This is a genomic window from Bacillus sp. RO2 (assembly GCF_012911845.1).
Classification (GTDB): Bacteria; Bacillota; Bacilli; order Bacillales; family Bacillaceae_I; genus Sutcliffiella_A.
This window is the reverse complement of the sequence record NZ_JAAXCU010000045.1, coordinates 1-26,907: the sequence shown is the minus strand read 5'-3', so window position 1 is coordinate 26,907 and position 26,907 is coordinate 1. Positions and strand designations below refer to the sequence as shown.

Sequence of the window (26,907 nt, the reverse complement as noted above, 5' to 3'; positions counted from 1 at the left end):
CTCACTTATCAAAACGGTTTCCACTTCAATTTTGACGCTTCTTGGTAGCGTTTTTCAACGTCTTTCCAATTTACAAGATTCCACCACTTATCGATATAATCTTTCCGATTATTTTTGTATTGGAGATAATAAGCATGTTCCCATACATCTAACCCAAGAAGCGGGATGGTGTCCCACTGAGTAAATAGTTGTTGTTTTTCCGTTTGCAATATTTCTAGTCGGTGTGCACGTGGAGACCAAACAAGTAAAGCCCATCCAACCCCCTCCACTTTGTCAGCAGCTTCTGAAAAATGCCTTTTAAACTTCTCATAACTACCAAAATCCTGAACTATTTGCTGCATTAATCTTCCGCTAGGGAGACCCCCACCATTTGGTGACATGTTATCCCAGAACATGGTGTGCAAATAATGGCCGGATCCATGAAACGCCGCTTCCCGCTCCCAGTGCTTGATAAGATCATAATTGCCAGTTTCCCGTGCCTCTAGCATCTTCATTTCCGCTTTATTCAGCCCATCCACATAGCTTTTATGATGTTTCTGGTGATGCAGTTCCATTATCTCTCTAGAAATGTATGGTTCTAGTGCATTATATGGATATGGAAGTGGTGGCAGTGAATGCTGCCCTATTGGCACTCTCCCATTATAAGCACGTCTGCCTGAAACAGTACGCATCTCTTCTGCCGTCTCTTCCACACACTTTTTAATTTCCAGGATATCAGTCTCAAAAATATACTGTTGCTCTTGTGTATGTTGAGCCCTCTTGAGTATCCCTCTTACCTCAGGTAACCAACTGTTACGAATATCTTCTTTGCTACCCTGATTGGAGGTCAATATTTCCAAGCACCAATCTTCCACATCGCTTAAGAACTGCTTAAAAACAAGCTGATTTTGTTTGATTTTCCTCACCCTCCCTTGCACTCATCGTTTAATTGTATGCAGCATCTGGGCGATATGGAACAGGAGTGCAAGAGGTAGGAAAACAAAAAACACCAACCCTAAAAACAAGGGTTGGTGCTATAAAATCAATTACTTTGCATCATTTTTGTCCGGTAGTCTGTTTCATAATATTCAAGTTCTTCACGAACTGCTTGAAAATCACTTTCCAAGCCTCGAATCACCAATTTCAATGATTCTGGTGGCGCCTCATGGAACTGAATAGAATTTTTCCCGGTATATGCAGAACGGCTGTCCTCATACCAAGCATCGTTTCTCGGAGCAAAGAACTCTTCAATACATTGATGATAAATGTTATATAAAACTTTCTCAGCAGCTGATTTTCTGAACGGTTCACTTTTCAGGATAACTTGACAAGCATTCAACCCTTCGTCACAGAATACAGCAAGTCGACGAGTATTCAATAAAAGAAGTTCTACATAACCCTGGTTCGTTGATGACTCTTCCATCAACGTCGAAAGCGTAGCTTCATTCAAGAACGTGTTCAATTGATGTACCGTATTTCCTAAAAAGCTCTCAACCTGTTCTGTTTGTGATTTTACAATTGTATTTGCCATTGAAAAATGACCCTCCAAGTATTAGTTTTTTCTTATTGTGGGTTTCTACTACGTTACGTACCTTAACATAAAAGTATTACTAGCAAAGATAGAATGTACTTTTAGCTTGGCCTACTTCAAGAAGAAGGTTGTGCTAAAAAGTGAAGTGGAGAGGTAAGTTTATAGTCACCCTGTTGGTGAATACCTTCAAAGATTTCTCTTACTTTAGGGACATCCACTCCTTCAAAATAAGCAGCAAACTCTTCTTTTGTATTGATGTAGATCCGTTTTCTTTGACGAAAACTTGGGTTTTTTATTAAACAAACAATGGCTACCAAATCTTTAAAAGTAATTTGTTTTTCACCAATCTTGAAAATAGGATCTGCTTCTCCACTCATGGAGGGGATTAACTCAGCAAAGGTTTCGTCATAGTACCGAATATACAGTACATGTAAGGTCTTTTCTTGTCCATCATCTTCAAAAGTCACTTCAGAGCGGTTAAAAAAATCCTCAGAAGTGTTGGGTTGTGCCTTTTCTAATTCATACCCTCTACATTTTATTATACGCATACGGTCACTCCCACCTGCTAATCTGTCCTAGGGGCTTTTTAATTTGCAGCCTCCCATACTACTATTTTACCATAATAGGATTAAATAATCTTAAGATTCAAACGTTTCTTGAAACTTTTCAAAAAACAAATCAGCTTCTTCGTCCATTTCTTCCATATTGACAGATAGGGGCGGTAATTCTTTAATATTTTTTAACCCAAAATAATCGAGGAATTCCTTGGTCGTACCATATAAAATTGCCCTTCCCGTTCCTTCCGCTCTCCCGACTTCTTTTACAAGCGCTTTTGCTGCCAATGTTTGTAGAGGTCTTTCACTTTTCACACCACGGATGCTCTCCACTTCGGTCCGGGTAATTGGCTGCTTATATGCGACAATGGCCAGTGTTTCAAGGGCCGCCTGTGAAAGTGTTTGGGAAGAAGGAGATTCCACTAGCTTTTTCAGATAGATAGAATGCTCTTTTTTGGTAGTCAATTGATACGTACCTGCAAGTTCTATGAGGGTGATGCCCCTCTCTTTCTTCTGATAACCTTTTTTTAACTCATCTAAAATATCCCTAGCGACATGTTCCTCCACTTCAAGAACATTTGTAAGTTCTTTTAACGTGAGCCCTTCGTCTCCTGCAGCAAATAGGAGGCTCTCCACAATCGCTTTCCAATTAATAATAGCCACTTTCCTCGTTTCCTCCTTCCTTATAAGACACATATATATCTGAGAAATTATTATCTTGTTCCAAAAGAATACTATTCTTTTTTAGTAGTTCGAGTATCGCTAAAAACGTCACGACAATATACTCTTTACTTGATTCTGGGAATAGCTCATAAAAATGCTTGCGACCCTTGAATTGACGCAGATCCTGAATCAGTTCTTCCATTCGCTTCTCAATCGGGATTTCCTGGCGTGTAATCCTCGTTTGCATTGGTTTTTGTATTTTTTTCCTACGCATTAGTTTCTGCAAAGCACCAAGCATGTCATATAAAGAAACATCCAGTTTTACTTCCTCGGGCTTTACTTCCTTCATCAGGTTGCTCAAATCACTTGGAGGCTTCGTAAAAAGATGGCTGCGTTCTTCTTCCATCTCTTTGAGGTCATCTGCTGCCTCTTTATATTTTCTGTACTCTATTAGTCGATTCATTAATTCCTCACGAGGATCCTCTTCATATTCTGGAAATTCATCCTCTTCGTCCAGGATTTCATCATCATGTTTTGGAAGCAGCATTTTGCTTTTAATTTCAATAAGGGTAGCCGCCATGACAAGATACTCACTGGCAACATCTAACTGCAGTTCTTTCATAGTATGTATGTATAATAAGTATTGCTCGGTAATTTGAGCAACCGGAATATCATATATATCAATTTCCAACCTGTTTATTAAATGTAATAATAAATCCAACGGGCCTTCAAAGGCCTCTACTTTCACATTGTATTCCTGCACAATCATTCATCCACCTAACATAAACATCAAACTATACAATAGTATAGAGTATTGTAGCAAGATTTTATAGAGTTTTCATGATTATGTTAAAATATTATTAGAATTGTATTAAGGAGGAAATCCTTTGTATCCTAAAGCTTACCTCGATTATTTATATCATTTTCATTGTGATAGAGACTATTTTGAATGCCATGAAGTACTCGAAGAATATTGGAAGGAAAAAGACGCGAGTGAACGCGAAGTTCATTGGGTCGGTCTTATCCAAATTGCGGTGGGTCTTTACCATCAACGACGGGGGAATTTCAATGGAGCATCGCGAATGCTTCAAAATGCGTCTCGGATTTTGGGCAACGAGGCGGTAGCTATTGAGGCGTTGGGGCTTGATAGTGGAGAGTTGGTTAAATTGCTTGAAGAGCGGATTGTATGTGTAACGAAACATGAACCCTATGTGAGTATGAATTTGCCGATAGTAGATCCTGACCTGCAACTGTCTTGTGATGCTATGGCGATAAGTGGGGGAAAAGTTTGGGGAGCAGCCAGCGATTTGCATGACGGATCCTTGGTGAACAGGCATACTCTTCGTGACCGTTCGGATGTGATTGCGGAAAGGCAGAGGCAACTTGAATTGCGGAAGCGAGGGGTAGATTGATATAGGGGTTGCAACATACGACTGATAGGATCGGTCTGTCGGATTTTGACTACTTTTGTCGAACGGCATGTATTTGATGCATTTCGGCTCGTATTTTCGTTTTTCGGACAGTATATACTCCGGTTTCGCTCGTATTTTTATTTTTCGGACCGTATTTTAGCTAGTTCCGCTCGTATTTTTATTTTCGGGCCTTTTACAGTGGCTATCCGATCAAGAAAATGCATCTCCACAACACAAAAACGACGCGCTTTCACAATGAAAGCCGTCGTTTTTATCATATATGCAGTTAATCACTGCATTCATCTTCATTTAAATCACATTTTTCAATAAATGCAGTAGTATATTGTGTTGTTTTGACCACTTTGTTTGGATAGGTCTGCGTGAGCGCGACAACCATTTTCTTCCCGAACCCTTGACCACGGTGGGACGGGATCACACTAATGTGTTGAATGGTGAAGCTATCCTCTTCCAACTCAATACCAATCAAACCAATGATATCGTCTTCCTTCCAAAGGAAAAGCTGCCAGTTTTCTTTCTCTTCGTAGTCTCTCATCGATTGCTGTAATTTCTTCAGCTCTTTTTCAGTTGGCATAAAGGACATAAGACCCATAGCAATTTTCTCAAAGCTCTTCTTATAACGAATTAACATAAATTACCCCTCATTATCGAAAAAACTTTCATAAGTATAACTACAAGTAGTATAGGAAAATGGATGAAAAATGTTCCTATCTGAAAGATTTTCTTACTCTTAAGTATACATTCTATCCAAACAAAGCTTTAAAGTACACCTTTTTAAAATAAAACTTAAAATTCGCGTAATAAATTTGCCATTTCAATGGCAGCTGCTGCAGCTTCCCAACCCTTGTTTCCTGCTTTCGTACCTGCTCTTTCAATTGCCTGTTCAATAGTTTCTGTGGTAAGCACGCCAAAAATTACCGGAATGCCTGATTGCATAGATGCTTGGGATACACCTTTAGCCGCTTCATTACATACGTAATCAAAATGAGGAGTTGATCCACGAATAACGGTTCCAAGGGTGATCACCGCATCATATTTTCCTGAGTCAGCCATTCTTTTGGCTACCAATGGAATTTCAAATGCACCAGGTACCCATGCTACATCCACTTGGTCCTCTTCTACACCGTGTCGTTTAAGTGCGTCTTGTGCTCCGCCGAGAAGCTTGCTTGTAATAAATTCATTGAATCTGCCCACTACGATTCCTACTTTAAGTCCTGTTCCTACTAAATTACCTTCAAATACTTTTGCCATGTTTAGTTCCTCCTAATTTAACTTTTATACTTCTTATTAAACCGTTGTTACTTTTCTCAAAATGATTCGCTTTCCGCCGTGTGACCTTGAGACTCCTCGGCTTCGCGGAAGCCACTGAAAGAGACCTTGATTTTAAAATTTTACTATACACCGCTGTTGATTTCCGCAAATGGCTTCGCTTTCCTAGGGGCACTGCTGGAGCCTCCTCGGCTACGCCTGCGGGGTCTCCACTTAGCGCTAATTCCCTCAGGAGTCTTCGCCTTTTGCTCCAAGTAACAACTAAGGGTCTATACTATTTAAAAATGCAACATATGCCCTAGTTTTGAATGCTTGGTTTTTAGATAACTTTCATTCGCTTCTTTGGTTGGCATTTGGAGTGGCACACGGTCAACAACCTCTAGCTCATATCCTTTTAATCCTGCAATCTTTCGAGGATTGTTCGTCAGAAGCTTCATTTTGGATACACCAAGGTCTCTTAAGATTTGTGCTCCAATACCGTAATCGCGCAAATCTGGTCCAAAACCCAGTTTCTCGTTAGCTTCAACCGTGTCGTAACCTTCTTCCTGCAACTTATAGGCGCGCATCTTATTAAGCAAGCCGATGCCACGTCCTTCTTGTCTCATATATAGAAGCACTCCATTGCCTTCCTTCTCGATTTGAGCCAGTGCAGCATGAAGTTGTGGGCCACAATCACAACGATTGGAACCAAACACGTCCCCTGTCAAGCATTCAGAGTGAACACGGACAAGGGTTGGAGATGCAGAGTCGATATCTCCTTTTACTAAAGCTACATGTTCTTTTCCATCCACTACATTTGAATAACCGATAGCTCGGAAATCACCGAACTCAGTTGGGAGCTTTATTTCTACTTCCCGTTGGACAAGCTTATCTTTACGATTTCGATACTGAATCATGTCCTTGATGGTAATCATCTTCAAATCAAATTTGTCCGCAATTTTTCTTAATTCTGGCACACGTGCCATTGAGCCGTCTTCATTCATAATTTCACAAATGACACCAGCTGGATAAGAGCCGCTCATTAACGCCAAGTCCACTGCTGCCTCTGTATGACCTGCTCTTCTTAACACTCCGCCCTTTTTAGCTACAAGCGGAAAAATATGTCCAGGACGTTTGAAGTCTCCTGCCTTTGAAGTCGGGGACAAGAGCTCTAAAATGGTCGTAGAACGCTCAAAGGCAGAAATGCCGGTCGTTGTGGATTTATGATCAATGCTGACAGTAAAAGCAGTGCCATGTGAATCTGTATTATGATTCACCATCGGTACAAGATCCAGTTTCTCAGCCAATTCTTCTTGTACAGGGACACAAATCAGTCCACGTCCGTGGGTTGCCATAAAATTCACTACAGCAGGTGTTGATTTTTCAGCTAAAGCCACGAAATCTCCCTCGTTCTCTCTATCTTCATCATCACATACAATGATAACTTTGCCTTGTTGCAAATCTTCTATTGCTTCTTCAATTGTATTAAATATTTCACTCATCGTTCTCACCCACCTTATTTATATCCATGCTCTTCTAAAAATGATGCAGAAATACTAGATTTATGAGAAGGAGTTCCGTTCTGTTGTTTCAACAGATGCTCCATATATTTTGCCAACATGTCCACTTCAATATTGACGGTATCACCTTTACTTTTTTCACCAAGAATTGTTTCATTCAAGGTGTGGGGAATAAGAGAGATAGTAAAGCTATTATCTGTGACTCCAAATATAGTCAGGCTTGTACCATCTACCGTTACCGACCCCTTGAGCATCAAATAGCGAGATAATTCATTTTCAACCGTGATAGTATAGTAGACCGCGTTGCCCATTCTCTTCTTATCTTGAATGGACCCTGTTCCGTCAACATGACCGCTGACAAAGTGCCCTCCGAATCTGCCATTGGCAATCATCGCTCTTTCAAGGTTTACCCCGGAGCCCGCGTTTAATATCTTTAACGAAGTTGCACGTATCGTTTCAGGCATAACATCTACTGTAAACCGGTTTTCAGTAAAGCTTGTAACCGTTAGACAGACACCATTGACTGCTATACTGTCTCCCAGCTTTACGTCCTCTAACACTTTCTTGGCTTCAATCTCTAGAATAATTGCTTGATCGCCCCGAATAATTTGTTTAATTGTGCCTATTTCTTCAATGATCCCTGTAAACAAATGCTCACCTCCGTTTATCTACCTTAGGTGTTGAAATAATTTTTAGGTCGGGGCCAATTTGACTAACCTCTTTTATTTCAAGCTCCATCACTTCATCCATTATTGCAAAGCCTTCCCCACCAATAACTGTAGGAGCTTCTTTACCACCTATCAATTTAGGAGCGATATATGTTATTACTTGCTGAATGGCATTATTTTTCATAAAACTGCCATTTACTGTCGCTCCTCCTTCTACGAATAAAGAGGTGATTCCATTCTCCCCAAGCAACGAAAGAAGAGTGTTGACCTCTACCTTTTCCATCGGGAGAGTAAAAACTCTAACGTCTTCTTGTCCCTCTAATATAGCCACTTTCTCAAGATCCGGTGTGGAGCCGGTAATGATCCAGGTAGGCGCCTTACCATCTGTAACCACTTTAGAGTCCAGAGGAGTTCTAAGATGAGAATCCAGGATGACTCTTATCGGGTTTTTACCGCCATTTGGCAGTCTAGTGTCTAAACTTGGGTTATCGGCAAGTACCGTCCCAACTCCCACAAGGATCGCATCATGCTGATGACGATATTGATGAACATCCATACGTGCGTCAGGTCCAGTGATCCACTTACTCTCCTTGGTATGAGTGGCCGTTTTTCCATCCAGGCTGGCAGCTGTTTTTAATGTAACAAATGGTTTCCCTGTTTTTATATGATGGAAGAAAACCTGATTCAAGGCCAGAGCTTCATCCGCACATACACCAACTTCCACCTTAATCCCTGCCTTGCGAAGCTTTTCCATTCCTTTTCCTGCGACCAATGGGTTTGGATCTGTTGATGCTACGACTACTCTGCTAACCTGTGATTGAATGAGAAGATCTGAGCAAGGAGGCGTTTTTCCAAAATGACTGCAAGGTTCTAGTGTTACATAAACAGTTGACCCTTTTGCTTTTTCCTCGCCTGCCATTTGAATGGCATTGACTTCTGCATGAGCCTCCCCTGCTCGCAAGTGTGCCCCAAATCCTACAATTTCTCCTTCTTTCACTACCACACAACCGACAACCGGGTTTGGAGAGGTTTGACCTGTTGCACGCTTGGCCAAATCAATAGCAAATTTCATATAATACTGATCTTCCAAAGCTAATCCCCTCCTTAGATACATCAAAAAAATAATAAAAACCTCTAAGCATATCGCCTTAGAGGTTTGAGTGGATTAAAATTGCGTATAGGAAAATAAACAGTGCTCATAAATGAATTTTTCACTGCTTGCAATCTATAATCCTTCTCCCATCCAGACTTTCACTGTCGGCCCTGGAGTTGCACCAGATCCACCGCTTTTCTTATTCAAGAAAACCGGGTCACGGACTAAGAAGCATAAAGCTTCATCACCGCCGGTAGGGAATTTCACCCACCCCCGAAGGACATTCATATGTAGTTGTATACCGTTATTATTTTAGCATATCTTCCAGATAAGTAAAATTTAAAGTTTCAGATAAGTTTGTTACACGATGAAAAACCAGTAAATGATGCCCCAGACTAGGGACATTGCCAACAACACGCCTAGTAAGATCCAATTCTTTTTATTCATGGTAGTTACCTGCTTTCTTTTCTTGTAAAAAAAGAGAGAGCATCTCTGCTCCCACTTTTAAAACTATTATTCAGCGTCTGTTACTTCTACTTTCTCCATAACGTCGCCATTTTTCATGTTTCTAGCTGTTTCAAGTCCAGAAGTCACTTTACCAAAAACAGTGTGAACACCGTTTAAATGAGGTTGTGGCTGGTGTACGATGAAGAATTGGCTAGAACCAGTGTCTCTTCCAGCGTGAGCCATGGAAAGGCTTCCTGCTTCATGCTTATGTGGGTTACCTTCTGTTTCACATTTGATCGTAGTGCCGCTACCGCCTGCACCAGTACCAGTTGGGTCTCCACCTTGGCTTACGAAACCAGGGATAACACGGTGGAATGTCACACCGTTGTAGAATCCTTCGTTTGCTAATTTTTCAAAGTTAGCAACTGTGTTAGGAGCTTCGTTTGGGTAAAGTTCGAATTCAATTTTTTCTCCGTTTTCCATAAGTATGTATCCTGTTTTTGCCATTATGAACATCTCCTTGTATATAAAATTAAAATGAACCAGTTATTATCATACATGATTATAGTAGGAAAAGGAAGTCAGACGGCCGGTAAAGCTGCTATTTCGTTAGTAGATCTCATATTCACCGCTGTTGATTTCCGCAAATGGCTTCGCTTTCCTAGGGGCGCTGCTGGAGCCTCCTCGGCTTCGCCTGTGGGGTCTCCACCTAGCGCTATCTCCCTCAGGAGTCTTCGCCTTTTGCTCCAATCACCAGCTAGGAATCAATAAAAACTTTACGTTATCAGTTTTTCAGTGGCCTAAAACGGAAATCAATAGTGTTGAATAGTATCTTAAATCAAAAAATGCGCACCCTTATTTAAAAGAGTGCGCTTTTGTTGGATTGGGTTTATTTTGTTAGCTTAGTTTTCGCTTGAAAAGGTAAATCCAATCTTACCAAGTCTTCAAAGGTTTCTCTTCGGATGACCAGTTGAGCTTCGCCGTCTTCTACAAATACAACTGCCGGTTTGGTTATTCGGTTATAGTTGTTTGCCATTGCATACCCATATGCTCCGGTACAGAATACTGCCAAATAGTCTTCATGATTGGCTTTTGGTAACGGAAGGTCCCAAATCAACATGTCACCAGATTCGCAGCATTTACCTGCTATGGAAACCTTGTCATCTGCTTCATCTTCCACTCTGTTTGCAAGTACCGCTTCGTATTTTGCCTGATACAACGCCGGACGAATATTATCCGTCATTCCGCCATCGATGGCCAAATAATGCCTAATATTAGGAATCTCTTTTTTCGAGCCGACAGAATAGATAGTCGTCCCCGCATCTCCAACCAATGAACGGCCGGGTTCAATCCATATTTCCGGCATTTTTAATTCATGATCTTTTACAAAGGATTGAACGTCGGTGATGATTTCTTCCACGTACACCGATGCAGGTAGAGGATTATCTTCTTCTGTGTAACGGATTCCAAATCCTCCGCCTAGGTTTACTACGCGTGCTTCAAACCCTTCATTATCGTTCCATTCTTTTAACGTTTCAAATAGTTTGCCTGCAGCGAGTTTAAATCCTGTTGTTTCAAAGATTTGAGAACCAATATGACAATGAATTCCCAGCAAGTCCAAATGAGTTGCATTAGATGCAATCTTCATTGCTTCGTGCGCCTGACCGCTTTGCAAGTCAAAACCAAATTTGGAATCCTCTTGTCCAGTCAAAATATAATCATGTGTATGTGCGTTGATTCCAGGTGTAACACGAAGCAAGATTGGCATAGTATAATCATGCTTTTCACATATATCCTGTAACAATGTCAATTCCAAAAAGTTATCTACAACTACACAGCCAATTTTCTTCTCCACTGCCATTTCTAGTTCTTCCACACTTTTGTTGTTGCCATGAAAGTGGATGCGATCTACAGGAAAATCCGCAACGAGAGCAGTATAAAGCTCCCCACCAGATACCACATCTAGAGATAACCCTTCTTCTTTTATTAGCTGAAACATAGCAACAGAAGAAAATGCTTTGCTTGCATATGCAACCTGTGCTTTAACACCTAGATTTTTAAAAGTGGTCTGAAAATCTCGTGCACGCTCTCGAATTAGCGCTACATCATAAACATATAGTGGAGTGCCATAATCCTCCGCAAGTTTAATTGTGTCGACTCCTCCTATTTCCAAGTGCCCTTTTGTGTTTACCTTACTTGTTCCATGAAAATACATATGCCGTTTCCCCTCGCGCAGTTAGTTTATAAGTAACTCTATCTAATACCATATTCTCTAGTAGAGAATTGTGGATGTGTTCTAGCCCTGTTTAAAAAATTTAAGCAAAAGACAGCTAAACAGAATCTTTAGCTGCCTGCAAACTCTTTCATTCTGTACTTGATTAAACTAAACTTTACCACACATAAATGCCTCTATCAAGCGAATATTCTTACTAGTTTGTTATTGAGGTTGCCTGAAACGATTTCTGGGATGCACGATACTCGGACGAATCTTTGCACCGGGTGTACTTCTTCTTACTAGGATCATTAGCAATGCTTTTGGACTAAATGGAATGAATGGCCATAAGTATGGCGTATTTAACGAACGAGTTCCTGCAAGGAATAATATTAATAATGTTATCCCGACAACCAATCCTGGCACGTGGAATAAAGCAACCAGTAGTAAAAGACACAATCGCATTATTTTATTGGCGACACTAAGTTCATAACTTGGGGTTGTAAATGAGCCAATAGCTGCTACCGCAACGTATAAGATAACCTCAGGTACGAAAAGTCCGACATCAATTGCAATTTGCCCAATCAATACGGCGGCAATTAAACCCATCGCAGTGGATAGCGCGGTTGGTGTGTGAATTGCTGCCAGTCTTAGAAACTCTACCCCGATATCAGCAATAAATATTTGAAAGACCACAGGAATATTAGACTCTTCATTTGGTCCGATAAAACTAATCTGTTCTGGAAGTAGACTAGGTTCTAAAATCATTAAGAACCAAAGTGGCAAAAGGAATAAAGAAGCAAAGATACCGCAAAAGCGGACCCAGCGGACAAAAGTACCTACAGCTGGAGACTGTCTGTATTCCTCTACATGTTGCACATGGTGAAAGAATGTAGTCGGGGTGATGATGACACTTGGGGACGTATCTACCATCACAATGACATGGCCTTCTAACAGATGAGTCGCTGCAATATCAGGCCTCTCTGTGTAACGTACGAGCGGGAATGGATTATAGCCTTGTTTTACAATAAATTCTTCTACCGTTTTATCTGCCATGGTCAGTCCGTCTATATCAATATTTTTCGTTTCTTTACGAACTATATCGACCAAATCAGGGTCTGCTACATCTTTTATGTACGCAAGACAAATGTCTGTTTTTGATCGTTCGCCTACTTGAAAAATTTCGTAGCGAAGCCTCTCATCTCTTATTCTTCTCCGTGTTAGGGCCGTGTTGACAATAATATTCTCAACATACCCATCCCTAGCTCCCCTGACCACTTTCTCTGTATCAGGCTCTTCTGGACTTCTTCCTGGGTATGCACGAGTATCAATGACAAATCCGCTGTCTTCGCCTTCAAGCAAGATAACTACGAGTCCGCTAAGCACTTGGTCGACAACTTCATCCATATACTCAATATTGTTAACTTGCTGATTTACCAAACGATTGTTAACAATTTCTTTTACTTTGTAAGTCTTTTTTTCAAAGTCATTGATATGAAGCAATTCTTCCATAAGTTCGATGATAAACATTGTGTCACAAAGACCATTCACATAATAGAGGTTCAACTCTTTTCCAAGAATGGTGAACTTCCTTACGCCAAGGTCAAAGCTGACATTTAGCCCAACCTCGTCTTTGAAAAATTTCTCATTATTCGTCAGCTTCGGTGATATCGGTACTTTTTCCATTCCATTGTGAGACATCATACCCATTCCTCTCTAAAATGATTTCGACCGCTTTGCTGGTAATGGGAGCTCCTCGTTTTACATCATCTCTCCTTGCCATTTTGCCTATATCGCCTATTCCGACAATAAGCGGAAAATGCAATTCATCTAAACAATACACGGTATCTCCATTTATTCTTCCAATATCCATTTCCTGTATTCCACTTTTGTCAACTCCATAAGAGGAGACTTGCAAATCACGATCAACTGTCAGGTGCACTCTTGTCCATTCCGACTGATGTGTTTTAGAAGCAACCGCGATTACTCCTAATACTTCAATTTGTTCGTGGGTGGCAACATAACGGAGAGCCCGTTCTCCTGCCCCCTCGCCAAGAAAACCACTGTCATCAAACATTACAAAAACGGGTTCACTTTTCGCCTGCAATATCAGCTTTACTAACTCCTCCCCACTTAACAGGGTAGGATTCCCAAAGGAAGCGGAAATACATCTGCCACCATAATGTTTAGCAACAAGCTGTATCGTCTTCTTGGCATATACATCTCCATCTGTTATTAAGATGACCCGTTTAGTAATCACATCTATCTACCCTTTCGGTTTAAAGATAAGTGCGGCGATAAAAGCGAACAGAATGGCAGCTGAAATACCCGCAGAGGTTAATTCGAATATCCCCATTCCAATTCCAATAAAGCCATGTTTCTCTGACTGATGCATGGCACCGTGTAATAAGGAATGACCAAAGCTTGTAATTGGTACGGTTGCACCAGCACCAGCAAAGTCAATCAGCTTATCATAAATCCCAAAACCGTCCAGGATTGCTCCAGCTACAACAAACGTACTCATCACATGCGCAGGTGTAAGCTTGGCAAAATCCAGTAATAATTGTCCAATTACACAAATTAATCCTCCGACTACAAATGCGATTAGATATTCCATTATGGATCCACCCTCTCTAATACCACTCCATGTGCGATCGTTGGAATCGATTCTTTTTGCTGTATCATCGTAGGGCTTAACAGTGCTCCAGTTGCGACTACAAGAACTTTCTTCATCATTCCGGTCATCAGTTCATTAATCAGATGGGCATAGGTTACAACGGCACAACATCCACAACCGCTTCCGCCGGCAAAAACCTCCTGATCTGGCCTAAAAATCATCAACCCACAATCACTATGCTTCACCGTGATATCATAACCTTCTTCTTTTAGAAGTTCTTTCAGAATAGGACTTCCTACACCAGATAGGTCGCCTGTCACAATCAGATCATAACTATCAGGATTTACATTTAGATCTTGAAAATGAGCTTGAATAGTATCAGCTGCAGCAGGTGCCATGGCAGAACCCATGTCGAATGGGTCTGTGATGCCAAGATCCATAACCCTGCCAATAGTGGCTGAGGTAATGCGTATTGGACTTGGCTCTTTGCTGACTAGCGCAGTTCCTGAGCCTGTGACTGTAAAGGTTGCAGAATCCGGTTTTTGCCCGCCATATTCAGTCGGATAGCGAAACTGCCTTTCTGCAGTGGCATTATGGCTGCTGGTGGAGGCTAGCACCCTGTTTGCAAAGCCACCGTCCACAAGCGCTGCACCGACTGCTAATGTTTCCATCGAAGTAGAACAAGCACCAAACATACATAGAAAGGGAATTTGATGATGCCTTGCCACATAATTAGCCGTTACATTCTGATTGAGTAAATCTCCGGCAAGGAAAAAATCAATGTCCTTATATTCTAAATTCACTTTATTGAGACATGTTTGAACGGACTGTTCCATCAATCTTCTTTCTGCAAGCTCCCAATTATCTTCACCGCAGTGGAGCTCATCATATGTTTTATCAAACAAGGAACCAAGCGGTCCTTCTGCTTCTTTCGGTCCAACGGCGGTCCCGGTTGAATTGATATAGATTGGACGTTCGAATACCCAACTTTGTTTTCCAGTGAATCGCACTACTTTTACCTCCTAACCAGTAAAGCTCATATTTAATAGATATCTGATCATGCCTACCACATAAGCAGCCACCACTCCAAAAACAATGACACTACCTGCAAGCTTAAACATATTTGTCGCCACTCCAAGTACGATGCCTTCACTTCTATGTTCCATAGCTGCACTTGTCATGGAATTTGCAAAGCCAGTTACAGGCACTGCAGAACCTGCGCCAGCAAATTGACCAAGTTTATCGTAAATGCCAAGACCTGTTAGCAAGGCAGATATTAGAATAAGAGTAGCAACAGTAGGGTTTCCTACATTTTTTTCAGAGAAGTTAAACACCGACATATAAAAATTTTGAATACCTTGGCCAATTAAACAAATTAGCCCACCTACAAGAAAAGCCTTGACGCAATTAATAACGTAAGGTGTTTTAGGCTGATATTTTTTTATATTATTTTTATAATTATCCTTAAGCTTTTCACTCATGATTGTCCTGCCTCCCTACAAATTGACAAACACTAGCCAGTGATATAATGATCCTATTATTTTTCCGAATACAATGGCCATTAAAAGAATTGCCATCTGACCATCCACCCCGATTCTTTTTGCCAAAATCGGCAACACATTCAACACTTCCGTCAAAGCTGCAGCCAGTAAACCTACAAACACCCCACAAAACAAGCCGATCGGTATCGCAATGATCGAAGGAAGATGAAAAGTCACGCTATTTAAACTGATCCAACTTCCAAACAACGCGCCTCCAATTACCCCCCATTCGTAGCCATACACAAACTTGGTTGTTTTGGTCAATTGAGTCAACCTAGGAATGATCCCCAGCACCGCAAGAAACGCAACAAATCCAGATCCAACAGCAAGCCCCCCAGCCAAACCGAGAAATACAACAAATACGATATTAATCGTCATCAATTTTCTTTGAGCTCTCCTTGTTTTCATGCATAATCACATATTGATCAAGGTCCTGTTGATAGTTGAACATTTCCACTTCAAGGGGGCTTGGCTCTTCGTTAATCCGTTTACGGAAAACATGATTAAAAAACAAGATCATCCCCAAACCCAAACCAATGGAATAGGGAATCTGAAGAAGAAGCGGTTTGTCATCCTCAAGGCCAGTGATGGTTTTAAAAATCTTCTGATGAACGATTCGCATGCTAACATCTTCATGAAAATTCATGATGGCGAGAGCTGCACCTAGAAAAAGCAGGAGCCAAACACCGACAAAAAACATCGGGCGGAAACGTTTTTTCTTATATACAATCTCCACTATGGTCTGCGCCGGCCCAAAGGTCTGAATATCCAGTTCTCCATCTACTTTTCTCATCTCTTTTATCAACCGCATCACATCTAAAACGACAATAGACTTATCACTCATGTTTATCTGATGGATGGGAATATTCCGTACCTTGTCCAAAATTCCCTTGTCTGCAATTAACTGGGCAACATCTTCAATTTTTATCGTTTGATTGGGACGGGCCTGAATACGATGACGAAGGCGAACATATAGCGATTTATCCATCTTCCAAACACATCCTGCCAAAAGATATTGTATATGTAGTATGGATTAGTGGGAGATTTACCATGCAAAGGAAAAAAGAACACCAAGAATTACCACGTTTGCTACACAAGAAAAAACCGTACGGACATCACTCATCCATACGGTCTTTCATTTGTTGCAATATTTTCTTTTCCAATCGGCTTACCTGCACTTGGGATATACCAAGACGCTGTGCAACCTCGGTTTGAGTTTGATCCTTATAGTAGCGTAAATATACAATCAGTTTCTCCCGCTCATCAAGCTCTTCAATGGCCTCTTTCAAGGCAATTTTGTCGAACCAGCGATGCTCGGAATGATCGGCGATTTGATCCAAAAGTGTTATAGGGTCCCCATCATTTTCATAGACAGTTTCATGGATAGAAGAAGGAGCGCGTGCAGCCTCTTGGGCAAGGACCACTTCTTCCGCTGTGATCTCCAAGAACTCCGCTATCTCATTGATGGTCGGCACTCTACCATACCTTTTGGATAACTCATCTTTCGCTTTTCTTATTTTGTTTGCAACTTCCTTCAACGAGCGGCTAACTTTCACACTTCCGTCATCTCGAATGAATCGCTGGATTTCACCGATGATCATCGGAACGGCGTAGGTGGAAAATTTCACGTCATAGGAAAGGTCAAACTTATCCACTGATTTCAAAAGGCCGATACACCCTATTTGGAATAGGTCGTCAGGTTCATAACCTCTATTCATAAAGCGCTGAACGACCGACCAGACAAGCCTCATATTCTTTTGCACAATCGTATCTCGTGCTTCTTGTTCGCCAGATTGACTTCTTTTAATCAGTTCTTTCACTTCATGATCTTTTAGGTATGTTTGTGTTTGGTTCTTAACCTCAACATCCATAGGTTTAGCTCCTTAATTACAAAGCGCTTTGCTCTTAGCTAAATACTTGGTCATACGGATTGAGGTGCCTGTTTCTCTTGATGAATGAATTTCTACATAATCCATAAAGTTTTCCATGATGGTAAACCCCATACCAGAACGCTCGAGCTCAGGCTTAGTAGTATATAACGGCTGTCTAGCTTCCTCTACATCATCAATTCCCATACCTTCATCTCTGATGGTGATATGGACAGCTCCGTCTTCTAGTTCGACAGAAATGTATACAGTGGCGTTAGGGTCGTTGTCATAACCATGAATGATGGCATTTGTTACAGCCTCTGAAACGACTGTCTTGATTTCCGTCAATTCATCCATAGTCGGATCCAATTGCATGATGAAAGCCGCTACCGTTACCCTTGCGAACGATTCATTTTGGCTTAGTGCAGAAAATTGAAGATTCATGTGATTTTTCATCATGCCACCCCCAATTTTTGCAGGGCGTTTTCTTCACTTTCTTCTAAACGGATAATTTTAAATAGCCCGGACATTTCAAACAGACGCTTAACAGCAGGTGAAATAGAACAAACCACCATTTCTCCCCCATTATTTTTAATTTGCTTATAACGACCCAATATGACTCCGAGCCCTGAGCTATCCATGAAGGACAACTGTTCCAAATTTAAAATAATATGAGTGATCTGATGTTTTTCAATTATAGCTGTAGCTTGGTTCCGTAAGTTTTCAGCTGTATGGTGATCCAATTCACCTGCTAAACGTACACAAAGAACATTTTGTTTGACTTCCAAATCAACGGTAAGACTCACTGCACTTTCCCCCTTGTGGAAACTTTGTTCAGTGAGTCAATTTCTATATTTTATTTCCGTTTTCCTGCCTACAGACAAAACTAGTGTTTATTCGCTAAAAAAACAGGTTCTATTTTGGTAGAATTCGAAATTATCCTAACTTGGAGAAGTGCCCCATAGAACGTTTGAAGAGTTGCCACCAGCTTGCTTCGTTACTGTCTTTTGCAGCTACAAGGTCACTTTCAGATAGAACCTTTCCACCTTTTTTCAAAACAATCTTTCCTACTTTGTCTCCTTTTTTCACAGGGGCTTTCACATTTTCATCCACTGTAATTTCTTTCTCTACGTCATCGGTATTCTCGCCTTTTTTCGTGAGTACAGATATTGGTTCACTTGTTACAGCATCTACTTCTTTTTCAGAACCTTTACTAATTTCCACCCTACCTACGGCTACGTTTCTTTCATACATCGGGTGTGTTTTGTACTGACTGAATGCAAAATCCAGCATGTTCGTGATCTGAGCATTTCTGTCTTTCGGTGTCGGTGCACCAAATACAACTGCAATCACTCGCATGTTGTCTTTTTTGGCAGTAGCAGTTAAACAGTATTTTGCTTCTTGTGTAAATCCTGTTTTCACTCCATCGACTCCAGGATAGAATCTAACCAGTTTATTCGTATTCACCAACCAGAATTTCTTTTCCGAATCTTGTCGGAGATAGTCTTCATATTGACCTGTATATTTGGTGATGCCTTCATATTTCAATAGTTCTTTTGCCATTACCGCCATGTCATTTGCTGTGCTGTAATGATCTTTTGCCGGTAAGCCTGTTGGGTTTTGGAATAGTGTGTTTTCAAGTCCAAGATCTTTTGCTTTCGCATTCATTCTGTCTACAAATGCATCTTCAGATCCTGCGATACGCTCTGCCATAGCCACAGAAGCATCATTACCTGATGCTATTGCAATACCGCGAAGCATTTCATCTGTCGTCATTTCTTCACCTGGCTCAAGGAAAATTTGAGATCCTCCCATAGAGGCTGCATATTCACTTGTCCTGATTTTTTCATCCCACGTAAGTTCACCTTTATCAATAGCTTCCATAATTAAGAGCATTGTCATGATTTTTGTCATACTCGCCGGAGGCAATTTTTCGTGTCCGTTTTTTTCATACAACACTTGACCAGTGTCGCGTTCAATCAATATAGCAGATCTAGCATTTTCAGTAAGTTGAACACTTTTTTCTTCCGCCCCTGCAACAGGACTAAATGCGGAAAAAGCAAAAGCAATTGCGATTACTGCAGTAATTAACTTTTTCATCCTTAGACCTCCATTCATATTCCTACTTCACATTTTTTCCAAAAAAACATGTTTTATACTAAGTTTTGGAAATGGAGGGAAATAATTTTGGATACCATGGTTGCTCAGGGCTGCTCTGCTACCTTATGGGACTCTGAGATGGTTTTTCGGGTGGGGAGAGAACCTCTCTCTACTACCATTTGGGTAATGCGGATGACTTTTTGGGCAGAGAACCTCTCTCTACTACCATTTGGGTAATGCGGATGACTTTTTGGGCGGAGAGAACCCCTCTCTACTACCATTTGGGTAATGCGGATGATTTTTTGGTGGGAGAGAACCCCTCTCTACTACCATTTCGGTAATGCAGATGACTTTTCGGGTGGAGAGAACCCCCTCTCTACTACCATTTGGATAATGCAGATGACTTTTTGGGCGGAGAGAACCTCTCTCTACTACCATTTGGGTAATGCGGATGACTTTTTGGGCAGAGAGAACCCCTCTCTACTACCATTTCCGAAATACAAATGACTTTTCGGGCGGAGAGAACCTCTCTCTACTACCATTTCCGTAATGCAAATGACTTTTCGGGCGGAGAGAATCCCTCTCTACTACTATTTCCAGAATACAAATGACTTTTCGGGCGGAGAGAACCTCTCTCTACTACCATTTCCGTAATGCAGATGACTTTTCGGGCGGAGAGAGCCCCTCTCTACTACCATTTCCAAAATACAATTGACTTTTCGGGCGGAGAGAACCCCTTTCTACTACCATTTCCGAAATACAAATGACTTTTCGGGCGGAGAAAACCCCTCTCTACTACCTGTTTCGACTTAAAGATAATCAAGAGGATAAAAACTTAAAAAAACAACCCCACCAAAAAGGCAGGGCTGCTCTCAAAGCAATTAAACATTATTCAGAAATCGTATCATACACAAGTGGTGGAACCTTTGCGTCGCCACTTACCACTTTAATGCTTTCATACAACGCTTCTTTTACTTTTGTTAAATCTTCTTGGTTACTGTGGATCGTTGCAAGAGACTCGCCTGCTTCCACTTTATCACCAATCTTTTTGCGTAGAACAATCCCTACTGCAAGATCGATTTCAGAGTCTTTTGTTGCGCGGCCAGCACCAAGTAACATAGCTGCAGTTCCCACAGAATCAGCTACTATCTCAGATACTACTCCAGCTTCTTTTGCTTCAAGTTCCACAACATGCTTTGCTTGCGGCAATTTTTCTGGATTATCTACAACTGAAGCGTCTCCACCTTGGGCTTCTAGGAACGTTTTTAGCGTTTCAATTGCTGCTCCAGAACGGATAACTTCTTCTAGCATACCACGAGCTTCTTCCAAAGTAGATGCTTTTTCCGCTAATAGAACCATGTAGCTACCTAACTCTAGGCATAGCTCTTCCAAATCTTTTGGACCTTCGCCACGCAAAGTGTCGATGGCTTCTTTAATTTCCAAAGCGTTACCAATTGCAAATCCAAGTGGCTGACTCATATCAGAAATAACAGCCATTGTTCTGCGACCTACATTGTTTCCGATATCCACCATTGCTTTTGCAAGTTTTTTTGCTTCATCCAAGTCTTTCATAAATGCGCCGGCACCAGTTTTTACGTCCAGTACAATTGCGTCTGCACCTGCGGCAATCTTTTTGCTCATGATGGAACTTGCAATTAACGGAATGCTGTTAACAGTAGCTGTTACATCTCGTAATGCATAAAGCTTTTTGTCTGCAGGTGTTAGGTTCCCACTTTGTCCAATAACAGCCACTTTATTTTTGTTTACGTAGTCGATAAATTCTTGATTGTCGATTTCCACGTGGAAGCCTGGTACAGATTCAAGTTTATCAATTGTCCCACCAGTATGGCCAAGTCCGCGTCCACTCATTTTAGCAACTGGAACACCAACAGCAGCTACTAATGGTGCAAGTACTAATGTAGTCGTGTCGCCTACGCCTCCAGTACTATGTTTGTCAACTTTGATACCTTCAATAGCAGATAGGTCGATAGTGTCACCGGAGTGCACCATTGCCATGGTAAGGTCTGCACGTTCTTGGTCACTCATTCCTTGGAAGAAGATGGCCATAGAGAAAGCGCTCATTTGATAGTCAGGAATGGATCCGTCTGTGAATCCTGTTACGATGAATTGGATTTCTTCTGTTGTTAGTTCTTTTCCGTCACGTTTCTTTTGAATAAGGTCTACCATTCTCATGCCAAAACACCTCTATTTTCTATAAAATAAATACCTTAAAACTCCGCTGTTGATTTCCGCACCAGGCTTCGCTTTCCACGGGGCGGTGCTTGTGACTCCTCGCCGCGCTGCGGGGTCTTAAGTCTACCGCTACTTTCCGCCGGAGTCTTCGCCCATTGCTACAACCAACAGCTAATGTATTCTTTTTTTACATACCTTTAACAATTGTTTTTAAGAATTGTAGGAAGTTTGCTTTTACCATTTCCGTTGTTTCCATAACTTCGTCGTGTGTTAATGGCTGGTCAAGGATTCCTGCTGCCATATTGGAGATGCAAGAGATCCCAAGTACTTTCATGCCACTATGACGGGCAACAATTACTTCTGGTACAGTGGACATTCCAACCGCGTCTCCGCCGAGTGTGCGAAGCATTCTAACTTCTGCAGGAGTTTCATAGGAAGGACCTGTGTTCCCAACATATACTCCTTCTTGTACCTTTAAGCCGATTTCTGCAGCAACGTCTTTAGCCAATTTACGAAGATTTTTGCAATATGGTTCTGACATGTCCGGGAAGCGTGCGCCAAGCTCATTATTGTTCGGTCCAATAAGCGGGTTCGTCCCCATATTGTTGATGTGATCAGAAAGAATCATTAGATCTCCCGCTTCGAAGCTTTCGTTCACTCCGCCGGCAGCATTAGTTACGATTAACTTTTCGACACCAATATATTTCATCACGCGGACAGGGAACGTTACTTTCTCCATTGCATAACCTTCATAGAAATGAAAACGGCCTTGCATCGCGATAACTGTTTTTCCTTCCAAATCACCAATAACAAGCTGCCCTGCATGACCTTCGACAGTGGATACTGGGAATTCAGGAATCTCTGCGTATGGAATTACAACAGGATTTTGTATTTCTTCTGCTAACACGCCAAGACCTGACCCAAGGATTAGGCCGATTTCAGGTTTGTTAGATATTTTCGCATTAATATATTCAGCTGATTTTTTAATAGCTTCTAAATTCATTTGTAGGTTCCTCCTAGTTTAAATCTTGTAAAAAGCTTTTTCCGTGCTTAGGCATTCTTGTATTAAAGTTGTCCGAAATTGTAGCGCCGATATCTGCAAAAGTTTTACGGATATCTAACTGTTTACCTTCTTTATGTTGAGGGGAGTACGCTAATAATGGCACATATTCTCTCGTATGATCTGTTCCAGGCGCTGTTGGATCGTTGCCGTGGTCAGCAGTAATAATCAAAAGATCATCCTCTTTTAAATTGGCAAACACTTCAGGTAAGCGCGCATCATACTCTTCTAATGCTTTTCCATAACCTTCTGGATCTCTTCTGTGACCGTAAACTGCATCAAAATCAACCAGGTTCAAGAAACTGATACCGGTAAAGTCCATAGTTGTCGTTTCCACCAATTTGTCCATTCCGTCCATGTTGGAGACAGTGCGAAGTGATTTCGTCACACCCTCCCCATCAAAAATATCAGAGATTTTCCCAATGGAAATAACGTCAAATCCACTATCTTTCAGTTCATTCATAACAGTACGTTCAAATGGTTTCAATGCATAGTCATGACGGTTAGAGGTACGCTTCCAGTTACCTGCTTCACCAATAAATGGACGTGCAATTATACGACCGACCATGTATTTTTCATCTAAAGTTAATTCACGTGCAATTTTACAAATGTCATATAGCTCTTCAATAGGAACAACATCTTCATGCGCTGCAATTTGTAGAACGGAATCTGCAGAAGTATAAACAATTAATGCTCCTGAATCTACGTGTTCCTGACCAAGTTGATCAAGAATCTCCGTTCCACTAGCAGGAATGTTCCCAATAATTTTACGACCAGTACGTTCTTCCAACTCTTCAATAAGCTCATCTGGGAATCCATCAGGGAAAACACGGAATGGTGTATCAATACGCAAGCCCATAATCTCCCAATGACCTGTCATCGTATCTTTTCCGCTTGATGCTTCTTCCATTTTCGTAAAATAAGCTAAAGGCTTTTCTGCCTTAGGGACACCTTTCACTTCTTCAATATTACTTAGACCAAGCTTGGCCATGTTCGGCATGTTCAACCCGTTCATGCGCTCTGCAATATGCCCTAGGGTATCGGCACCCTTATCACCGAACTTTTCAGCATCCGGTGCTTCGCCGATTCCAACAGAATCCAGCACTACTAAAAACACTCTTTTATATGTATAAGAACTCATTTTTTTACCTCCTACAAACTTTCGATCTGATTTTACCTCTTGTATTTTCCCCTTTTTTATCTAGGATAGTCATACAAGACTACACTTCTATTTGTCAGAAGTCTGACCTCTGATACCAGTATAAACAAGCGCTTTCAATGTTGCAATTAAAATGATAAAAAAAGACTGTTCAGATTGTTCGAACAGCCTTTTCTTCTGTTCCCGCAAAAGAATCAATTATTAAGCTCTTGGATGGAACATGGAGTAAACATCCTTCATTCGGGTCTTGGTGACATGTGTGTATATTTGAGTAGTTGAAATATCCGCATGACCTAACATCTCTTGAACGGCACGAAGATCTGCCCCATTTTCCAAAAGGTGTGTAGCAAAGGAATGTCTCAATGTATGAGGAGTCAACTCTTTTTCAATACCTGCTTCCTTTGTCAACTTCTTTAATATTTTCCAGAAGCCCTGTCTAGTAAGACGGTTACCATAAAGATTCACAAACAAAGCATCAGTGGTCTTTTTCTTTAACAGTTGGCTTCGACTTTCTTCTATATAATTGGTGATCGCATTTTGAGCCATTGATCCAAGCGGAATGATTCTTTCCTTGTTTCCCTTTCCAATGCAACGGACGAACCCCATAGTTAAATGCACATCACTAAGATTCAGGGATATTAGCTCGGAGACACGCATACCAGTTGCATACAATAGTTCTAGCATCGCTTTATCGCGAATTCCGAACACTTTGGTTGTATCAGGTGAATCAAGTAATGCTTGCACCTCTTCTAAAGACATCACTTGTGGAAGCTTTTGTTCTTGTTTAGGACGGTCAATATGTACGGTTGGATCTTGAGTTGTGACCTTTTCTCTAAGCAAAAATTGATGAAATGAGCGTATAGAGGCAATATGTCTGGCAATGGTTTTGGATGATTTCCCATTTTCGGTGAGAAACTTTAAAAATTGTATGATGGTAGAACGAGTCACCGCGTCTAACGAGGATATCTCCTCTACCTTATTCAAATACAAAAGATAAGATTTCAAGTCTCTCTCATAGGAAACGACTGTGTTTGATGCCAGGCCTTTTTCCACTACTAAAAAATGAATAAAATCTTTTAATTGATCCTGCAATACCCTCTACTCCCCGTAATGATAAAAGAATACCAAGCGCTGCAACCAGCCCTCATCCCTCTCTTCTACCATTTTTGTCACTTTCACCGCTGCCCCTTCAGGCTCGTCATAGCGGTGATAATTTTGATACTCTTGATTAATCCACATGATTCCATAGTAAAATAGAACTGTACAACCGGTGAATAATATAAATACTTTAAATGTATTATAGCATGAATCTATAATTTTCTTCATGAAAGTCTACCTCCAAATATGCAAGTTAAGCAAATAAACTTGTCTTATTAGAAGGTATGACAAATTCAAGCACAATTATACCTTTAAAACAAAATAAAAACCTTTTCCGTGTTTGTCGGAAAAGGCTTATGTACTTTCTTCTTCAGTTTGATCTTCCGGATCTTGGCATCGATGGCAAACTCCATGAAAGGTTAAACGATGATCCTTAATTTTGAAATTCCAATCACGTTCTACAATTGCCTCTACATCTTCTAAGAGATCGTCTTGAATCTCATCAACGGCTCCACACTCTATACAAACTAAGTGATGATGGAAATGCTTAGCGCCCTCTTGGCGTAAATCATAGCGTGATACTCCATCGCCAAAATTTATTTTATCGACAATTTTCAATTCCGTCAGTAGTTCCAAAGTTCGGTATACAGTAGCCAGTCCAATTTCAGGTGACTTTTCTTTCACGAGGAGGTATACATCTTCCGCGCTCAAATGGTCCTCTTCATGTTCCAGCAAGACTCGGACTGTTGATTCTCGCTGAGGAGTTAGCTTATAGCTTGCGGAATGCAGTAGCTTTTTTATGCGATCTATCCTTGTTTCCATTTCGTTCCCTCCCTCGCTATACCACTTTATTTTATCGAAAGCGCAGGGAACTGTCAAAGAAAAAAATAATGATTATAAATAAGCAAAGATAATTATTATTATTTAATTATTATTCTAATATAGAAATGACTGACTTCATGAATATTGGTGAAGCCAACGCTTCGATTAATGAAGCACCGACAAGCAGTAAGCAAATGAGCCCCATCGCCATCGTGTACCTCATAAATTGCTGAAAAAACGGTTCTTGTATTCTTTTTACAAATTGCTGCCTGATCATTTTTAAGGTAAAGGCGACGGATAAAGTTCCGATAATAATGTAGGCTGGAATGGCAATCATGTTCTGTGGAAGAATAGCCACAAAGGAAAACAGGAACCCTTTCCAGCTAAGTTGATTTACTAAGAATCCAACGGTAAATCCTACTACCACTCCTTTTAAAAACAGTAGGATTAAAATTACTGGAAGTCCAATGATGGATATGCCAAGTACCCACATGAGAAGTACGTATTTAATATTATGAAAATAACTCTGAAAAAATATATCTTTCGAGCTTGCAAACTGTCCTTCTTCCACTTGACCAAAGAACCTGCTCAAATAGACAAACAGATCCTGTTTTTGCGAAAAATTCATGCTATTGACCACAATGGCCCCAAAGATTACTCCCATAAAAAAAAGTACCACTATAAACAAATATAGAGAGGAGTGTTCTTTTATATGCCCTAGTAAAATAGTAAACCGCGACTGTTTTTTCATCCCTCTTCCTCCTATCACTCTCTTACTAGATTGTATGATAGAGGCAGGGAAGTATGACTTGTTTTAGAATTAGAATTTTTAAAAGGGCGGATTGCGTCTACTGTGAGGGGAACTTGTGGGATTTAAGTTTTATGAGGACAAAGTTTCTTGTGTTTGACCTGTTGAGGGTGTCATTGGGACTCTATGGGGACATTGTTCCATGTATTTCCCTTCTTGAGGGAGTCATTGGCGCTCTATGAGGACAATGTTCCTCGCATTTCCCTTCTTGAGGGAGTCATTGGGACTCTATGTGGACAATGTTTCATGCATTTCCCTTCTTGAGGGAGTCATTGGCGCTCTATGAGGACAATGTT

Annotated in this window: 32 protein-coding genes and 1 riboswitch; of the genes, 1 reads left to right on the top strand and 31 read right to left on the bottom strand. The window is 40.9% G+C overall.

What is annotated here, in order from left to right; genetic code table 11:
* Nucleotides 1-8 precede the first annotated feature (8 nt).
* From HF078_RS13085 to HF078_RS13065, 5 genes are all read right to left on the bottom strand, one after another.
* On the bottom strand, nucleotides 9-896 hold the full coding sequence (locus HF078_RS13085) for a Fe-Mn family superoxide dismutase (RefSeq protein WP_169291665.1): 888 nt from the start codon (nucleotides 894-896) through the stop codon (nucleotides 9-11).
* Between the two features lie 125 nt (nucleotides 897-1,021).
* A complete protein-coding gene (locus tag HF078_RS13080; RefSeq protein ID WP_148988310.1) occupies nucleotides 1,022-1,510 on the bottom strand; it encodes a YpuI family protein in 489 nt (162 codons plus the stop codon).
* 116 nt (nucleotides 1,511-1,626) lie between these two features.
* A complete protein-coding gene (locus HF078_RS13075; RefSeq protein ID WP_169291556.1) occupies nucleotides 1,627-2,058 on the bottom strand; it encodes a hypothetical protein in 432 nt (143 codons plus the stop codon).
* Between the two features lie 90 nt (nucleotides 2,059-2,148).
* Nucleotides 2,149-2,727: an SMC-Scp complex subunit ScpB gene (gene scpB / locus HF078_RS13070; RefSeq protein ID WP_169291555.1), complete on the bottom strand. Its 579-nt coding sequence runs from the start codon at nucleotides 2,725-2,727 to the stop codon at nucleotides 2,149-2,151.
* Nucleotides 2,714-3,496 carry a segregation/condensation protein A gene (locus tag HF078_RS13065; RefSeq protein WP_169291554.1) on the bottom strand — a complete coding sequence of 261 codons (783 nt, stop codon included), beginning with the start codon at nucleotides 3,494-3,496 and terminating at the stop codon, nucleotides 2,714-2,716. The genes scpB and HF078_RS13065 overlap by 14 nt, the downstream gene beginning before the upstream one ends.
* 118 nt (nucleotides 3,497-3,614) lie before the next feature.
* Here HF078_RS13065 and HF078_RS13060 point away from each other — a divergent pair, with 118 nt between their 5' ends.
* The gene (locus HF078_RS13060; protein ID WP_169291553.1) at nucleotides 3,615-4,139 is read left to right on the top strand and encodes a DUF309 domain-containing protein; all 525 of its coding nucleotides are present in this window, start codon (nucleotides 3,615-3,617) and stop codon (nucleotides 4,137-4,139) included.
* Between the two features lie 286 nt (nucleotides 4,140-4,425).
* Here the strand turns inward: HF078_RS13060 and HF078_RS13055 are convergent, their stop codons facing one another.
* The 26 genes from HF078_RS13055 to spoIIM all read right to left on the bottom strand — a co-directional run bounded on the left by HF078_RS13055 (nucleotide 4,426) and on the right by spoIIM (nucleotide 26,554).
* On the bottom strand, nucleotides 4,426-4,788 hold the full coding sequence (locus HF078_RS13055; protein ID WP_169291552.1) for a GNAT family N-acetyltransferase: 363 nt from the start codon (nucleotides 4,786-4,788) through the stop codon (nucleotides 4,426-4,428).
* Nucleotides 4,789-4,943: 155 nt separating this feature from the next.
* Nucleotides 4,944-5,408 (bottom strand): 6,7-dimethyl-8-ribityllumazine synthase, encoded by a 465-nt coding sequence (gene ribH, locus HF078_RS13050; RefSeq protein WP_060667020.1) that lies wholly within the window; start codon nucleotides 5,406-5,408, stop codon nucleotides 4,944-4,946.
* A 296-nt stretch (nucleotides 5,409-5,704) separates the two neighbouring features.
* Nucleotides 5,705-6,898, bottom strand: coding sequence for a bifunctional 3,4-dihydroxy-2-butanone-4-phosphate synthase/GTP cyclohydrolase II (locus HF078_RS13045; protein ID WP_169291664.1), 1,194 nt, complete (start codon nucleotides 6,896-6,898; stop codon nucleotides 5,705-5,707).
* 23 nt (nucleotides 6,899-6,921) lie between these two features.
* The gene (ribE, locus tag HF078_RS13040) at nucleotides 6,922-7,575 is read right to left on the bottom strand and encodes a riboflavin synthase (RefSeq protein WP_169291551.1); all 654 of its coding nucleotides are present in this window, start codon (nucleotides 7,573-7,575) and stop codon (nucleotides 6,922-6,924) included.
* Nucleotides 7,576-7,579: 4 nt separating this feature from the next.
* Entirely contained in the window at nucleotides 7,580-8,683 is a 1,104-nt protein-coding gene (gene ribD, locus HF078_RS13035) for a bifunctional diaminohydroxyphosphoribosylaminopyrimidine deaminase/5-amino-6-(5-phosphoribosylamino)uracil reductase RibD (RefSeq protein ID WP_205831619.1), read from the bottom strand.
* A 137-nt stretch (nucleotides 8,684-8,820) separates the two neighbouring features.
* Nucleotides 8,821-8,971: riboswitch (FMN riboswitch) on the bottom strand.
* Nucleotides 8,972-9,199: 228 nt separating this feature from the next.
* A complete protein-coding gene (locus HF078_RS13030) occupies nucleotides 9,200-9,640 on the bottom strand; it encodes a peptidylprolyl isomerase (protein ID WP_060667024.1) in 441 nt (146 codons plus the stop codon).
* A 382-nt stretch (nucleotides 9,641-10,022) separates the two neighbouring features.
* Complete coding sequence (gene lysA / locus HF078_RS13025) at nucleotides 10,023-11,348, bottom strand: diaminopimelate decarboxylase (RefSeq protein ID WP_169291550.1); 1,326 nt, start codon at nucleotides 11,346-11,348, stop codon at nucleotides 10,023-10,025.
* A 222-nt stretch (nucleotides 11,349-11,570) separates the two neighbouring features.
* Entirely contained in the window at nucleotides 11,571-13,046 is a 1,476-nt protein-coding gene (locus HF078_RS13020; RefSeq protein ID WP_169291662.1) for a spore germination protein, read from the bottom strand.
* Entirely contained in the window at nucleotides 12,994-13,605 is a 612-nt protein-coding gene (spoVAEA, locus tag HF078_RS13015) for a stage V sporulation protein SpoVABEA (protein ID WP_169291549.1), read from the bottom strand. The genes HF078_RS13020 and spoVAEA overlap by 53 nt, the downstream gene beginning before the upstream one ends.
* Before the next feature lie 6 nt (nucleotides 13,606-13,611).
* A complete protein-coding gene (gene spoVAE / locus HF078_RS13010; RefSeq protein ID WP_148988299.1) occupies nucleotides 13,612-13,962 on the bottom strand; it encodes a stage V sporulation protein AE in 351 nt (116 codons plus the stop codon).
* The gene (gene spoVAD, locus HF078_RS13005) at nucleotides 13,962-14,972 is read right to left on the bottom strand and encodes a stage V sporulation protein AD (RefSeq protein ID WP_169291548.1); all 1,011 of its coding nucleotides are present in this window, start codon (nucleotides 14,970-14,972) and stop codon (nucleotides 13,962-13,964) included. The genes spoVAE and spoVAD overlap by 1 nt, the downstream gene beginning before the upstream one ends.
* 12 nt (nucleotides 14,973-14,984) lie before the next feature.
* Nucleotides 14,985-15,443, bottom strand: a complete 459-nt coding sequence (spoVAC, locus tag HF078_RS13000; protein ID WP_169291547.1) for a stage V sporulation protein AC — start codon at nucleotides 15,441-15,443, stop codon at nucleotides 14,985-14,987.
* Nucleotides 15,444-15,458: 15 nt separating this feature from the next.
* Nucleotides 15,459-15,881: a stage V sporulation protein AB gene (locus HF078_RS12995; RefSeq protein WP_169291661.1), complete on the bottom strand. Its 423-nt coding sequence runs from the start codon at nucleotides 15,879-15,881 to the stop codon at nucleotides 15,459-15,461.
* Nucleotides 15,871-16,491, bottom strand: a complete 621-nt coding sequence (locus tag HF078_RS12990; protein WP_169291546.1) for a stage V sporulation protein AA — start codon at nucleotides 16,489-16,491, stop codon at nucleotides 15,871-15,873. Before HF078_RS12990 ends, HF078_RS12995 begins: the two co-directional genes overlap by 11 nt.
* A 127-nt stretch (nucleotides 16,492-16,618) precedes the next feature.
* Complete coding sequence (gene sigF, locus HF078_RS12985) at nucleotides 16,619-17,374, bottom strand: RNA polymerase sporulation sigma factor SigF (RefSeq protein WP_010194391.1); 756 nt, start codon at nucleotides 17,372-17,374, stop codon at nucleotides 16,619-16,621.
* 12 nt (nucleotides 17,375-17,386) lie between these two features.
* The gene (gene spoIIAB / locus HF078_RS12980) at nucleotides 17,387-17,827 is read right to left on the bottom strand and encodes an anti-sigma F factor (protein WP_010194390.1); all 441 of its coding nucleotides are present in this window, start codon (nucleotides 17,825-17,827) and stop codon (nucleotides 17,387-17,389) included.
* Complete coding sequence (spoIIAA, locus tag HF078_RS12975; protein WP_060667032.1) at nucleotides 17,827-18,177, bottom strand: anti-sigma F factor antagonist; 351 nt, start codon at nucleotides 18,175-18,177, stop codon at nucleotides 17,827-17,829. Before spoIIAA ends, spoIIAB begins: the two co-directional genes overlap by 1 nt.
* Before the next feature lie 130 nt (nucleotides 18,178-18,307).
* Nucleotides 18,308-19,471: a D-alanyl-D-alanine carboxypeptidase family protein gene (locus HF078_RS12970; RefSeq protein WP_169291545.1), complete on the bottom strand. Its 1,164-nt coding sequence runs from the start codon at nucleotides 19,469-19,471 to the stop codon at nucleotides 18,308-18,310.
* Nucleotides 19,472-20,359: 888 nt separating this feature from the next.
* On the bottom strand, nucleotides 20,360-21,664 hold the full coding sequence (locus HF078_RS12965) for a pyrimidine-nucleoside phosphorylase (RefSeq protein ID WP_169291544.1): 1,305 nt from the start codon (nucleotides 21,662-21,664) through the stop codon (nucleotides 20,360-20,362).
* A gap of 187 nt (nucleotides 21,665-21,851) precedes the next feature.
* The gene (locus HF078_RS12960) at nucleotides 21,852-22,667 is read right to left on the bottom strand and encodes a purine-nucleoside phosphorylase (RefSeq protein WP_169291543.1); all 816 of its coding nucleotides are present in this window, start codon (nucleotides 22,665-22,667) and stop codon (nucleotides 21,852-21,854) included.
* A 13-nt stretch (nucleotides 22,668-22,680) separates the two neighbouring features.
* On the bottom strand, nucleotides 22,681-23,865 hold the full coding sequence (gene deoB / locus HF078_RS12955) for a phosphopentomutase (protein WP_169291542.1): 1,185 nt from the start codon (nucleotides 23,863-23,865) through the stop codon (nucleotides 22,681-22,683).
* 87 nt (nucleotides 23,866-23,952) lie between these two features.
* Complete coding sequence (locus HF078_RS21070; RefSeq protein ID WP_277350519.1) at nucleotides 23,953-24,081, bottom strand: hypothetical protein; 129 nt, start codon at nucleotides 24,079-24,081, stop codon at nucleotides 23,953-23,955.
* Nucleotides 24,082-24,084: 3 nt separating this feature from the next.
* A complete protein-coding gene (xerD, locus tag HF078_RS12950) occupies nucleotides 24,085-24,975 on the bottom strand; it encodes a site-specific tyrosine recombinase XerD (RefSeq protein WP_169291541.1) in 891 nt (296 codons plus the stop codon).
* A gap of 6 nt (nucleotides 24,976-24,981) precedes the next feature.
* Nucleotides 24,982-25,209 carry a YqzK family protein gene (locus tag HF078_RS12945; protein ID WP_060667166.1) on the bottom strand — a complete coding sequence of 76 codons (228 nt, stop codon included), beginning with the start codon at nucleotides 25,207-25,209 and terminating at the stop codon, nucleotides 24,982-24,984.
* A gap of 126 nt (nucleotides 25,210-25,335) precedes the next feature.
* Nucleotides 25,336-25,803, bottom strand: coding sequence for a ferric iron uptake transcriptional regulator (gene fur, locus HF078_RS12940; RefSeq protein ID WP_168862539.1), 468 nt, complete (start codon nucleotides 25,801-25,803; stop codon nucleotides 25,336-25,338).
* Nucleotides 25,804-25,912: 109 nt separating this feature from the next.
* Nucleotides 25,913-26,554, bottom strand: a complete 642-nt coding sequence (gene spoIIM, locus HF078_RS12935; RefSeq protein WP_169291540.1) for a stage II sporulation protein M — start codon at nucleotides 26,552-26,554, stop codon at nucleotides 25,913-25,915.
* Nucleotides 26,555-26,907: the final 353 nt, after the last annotated feature.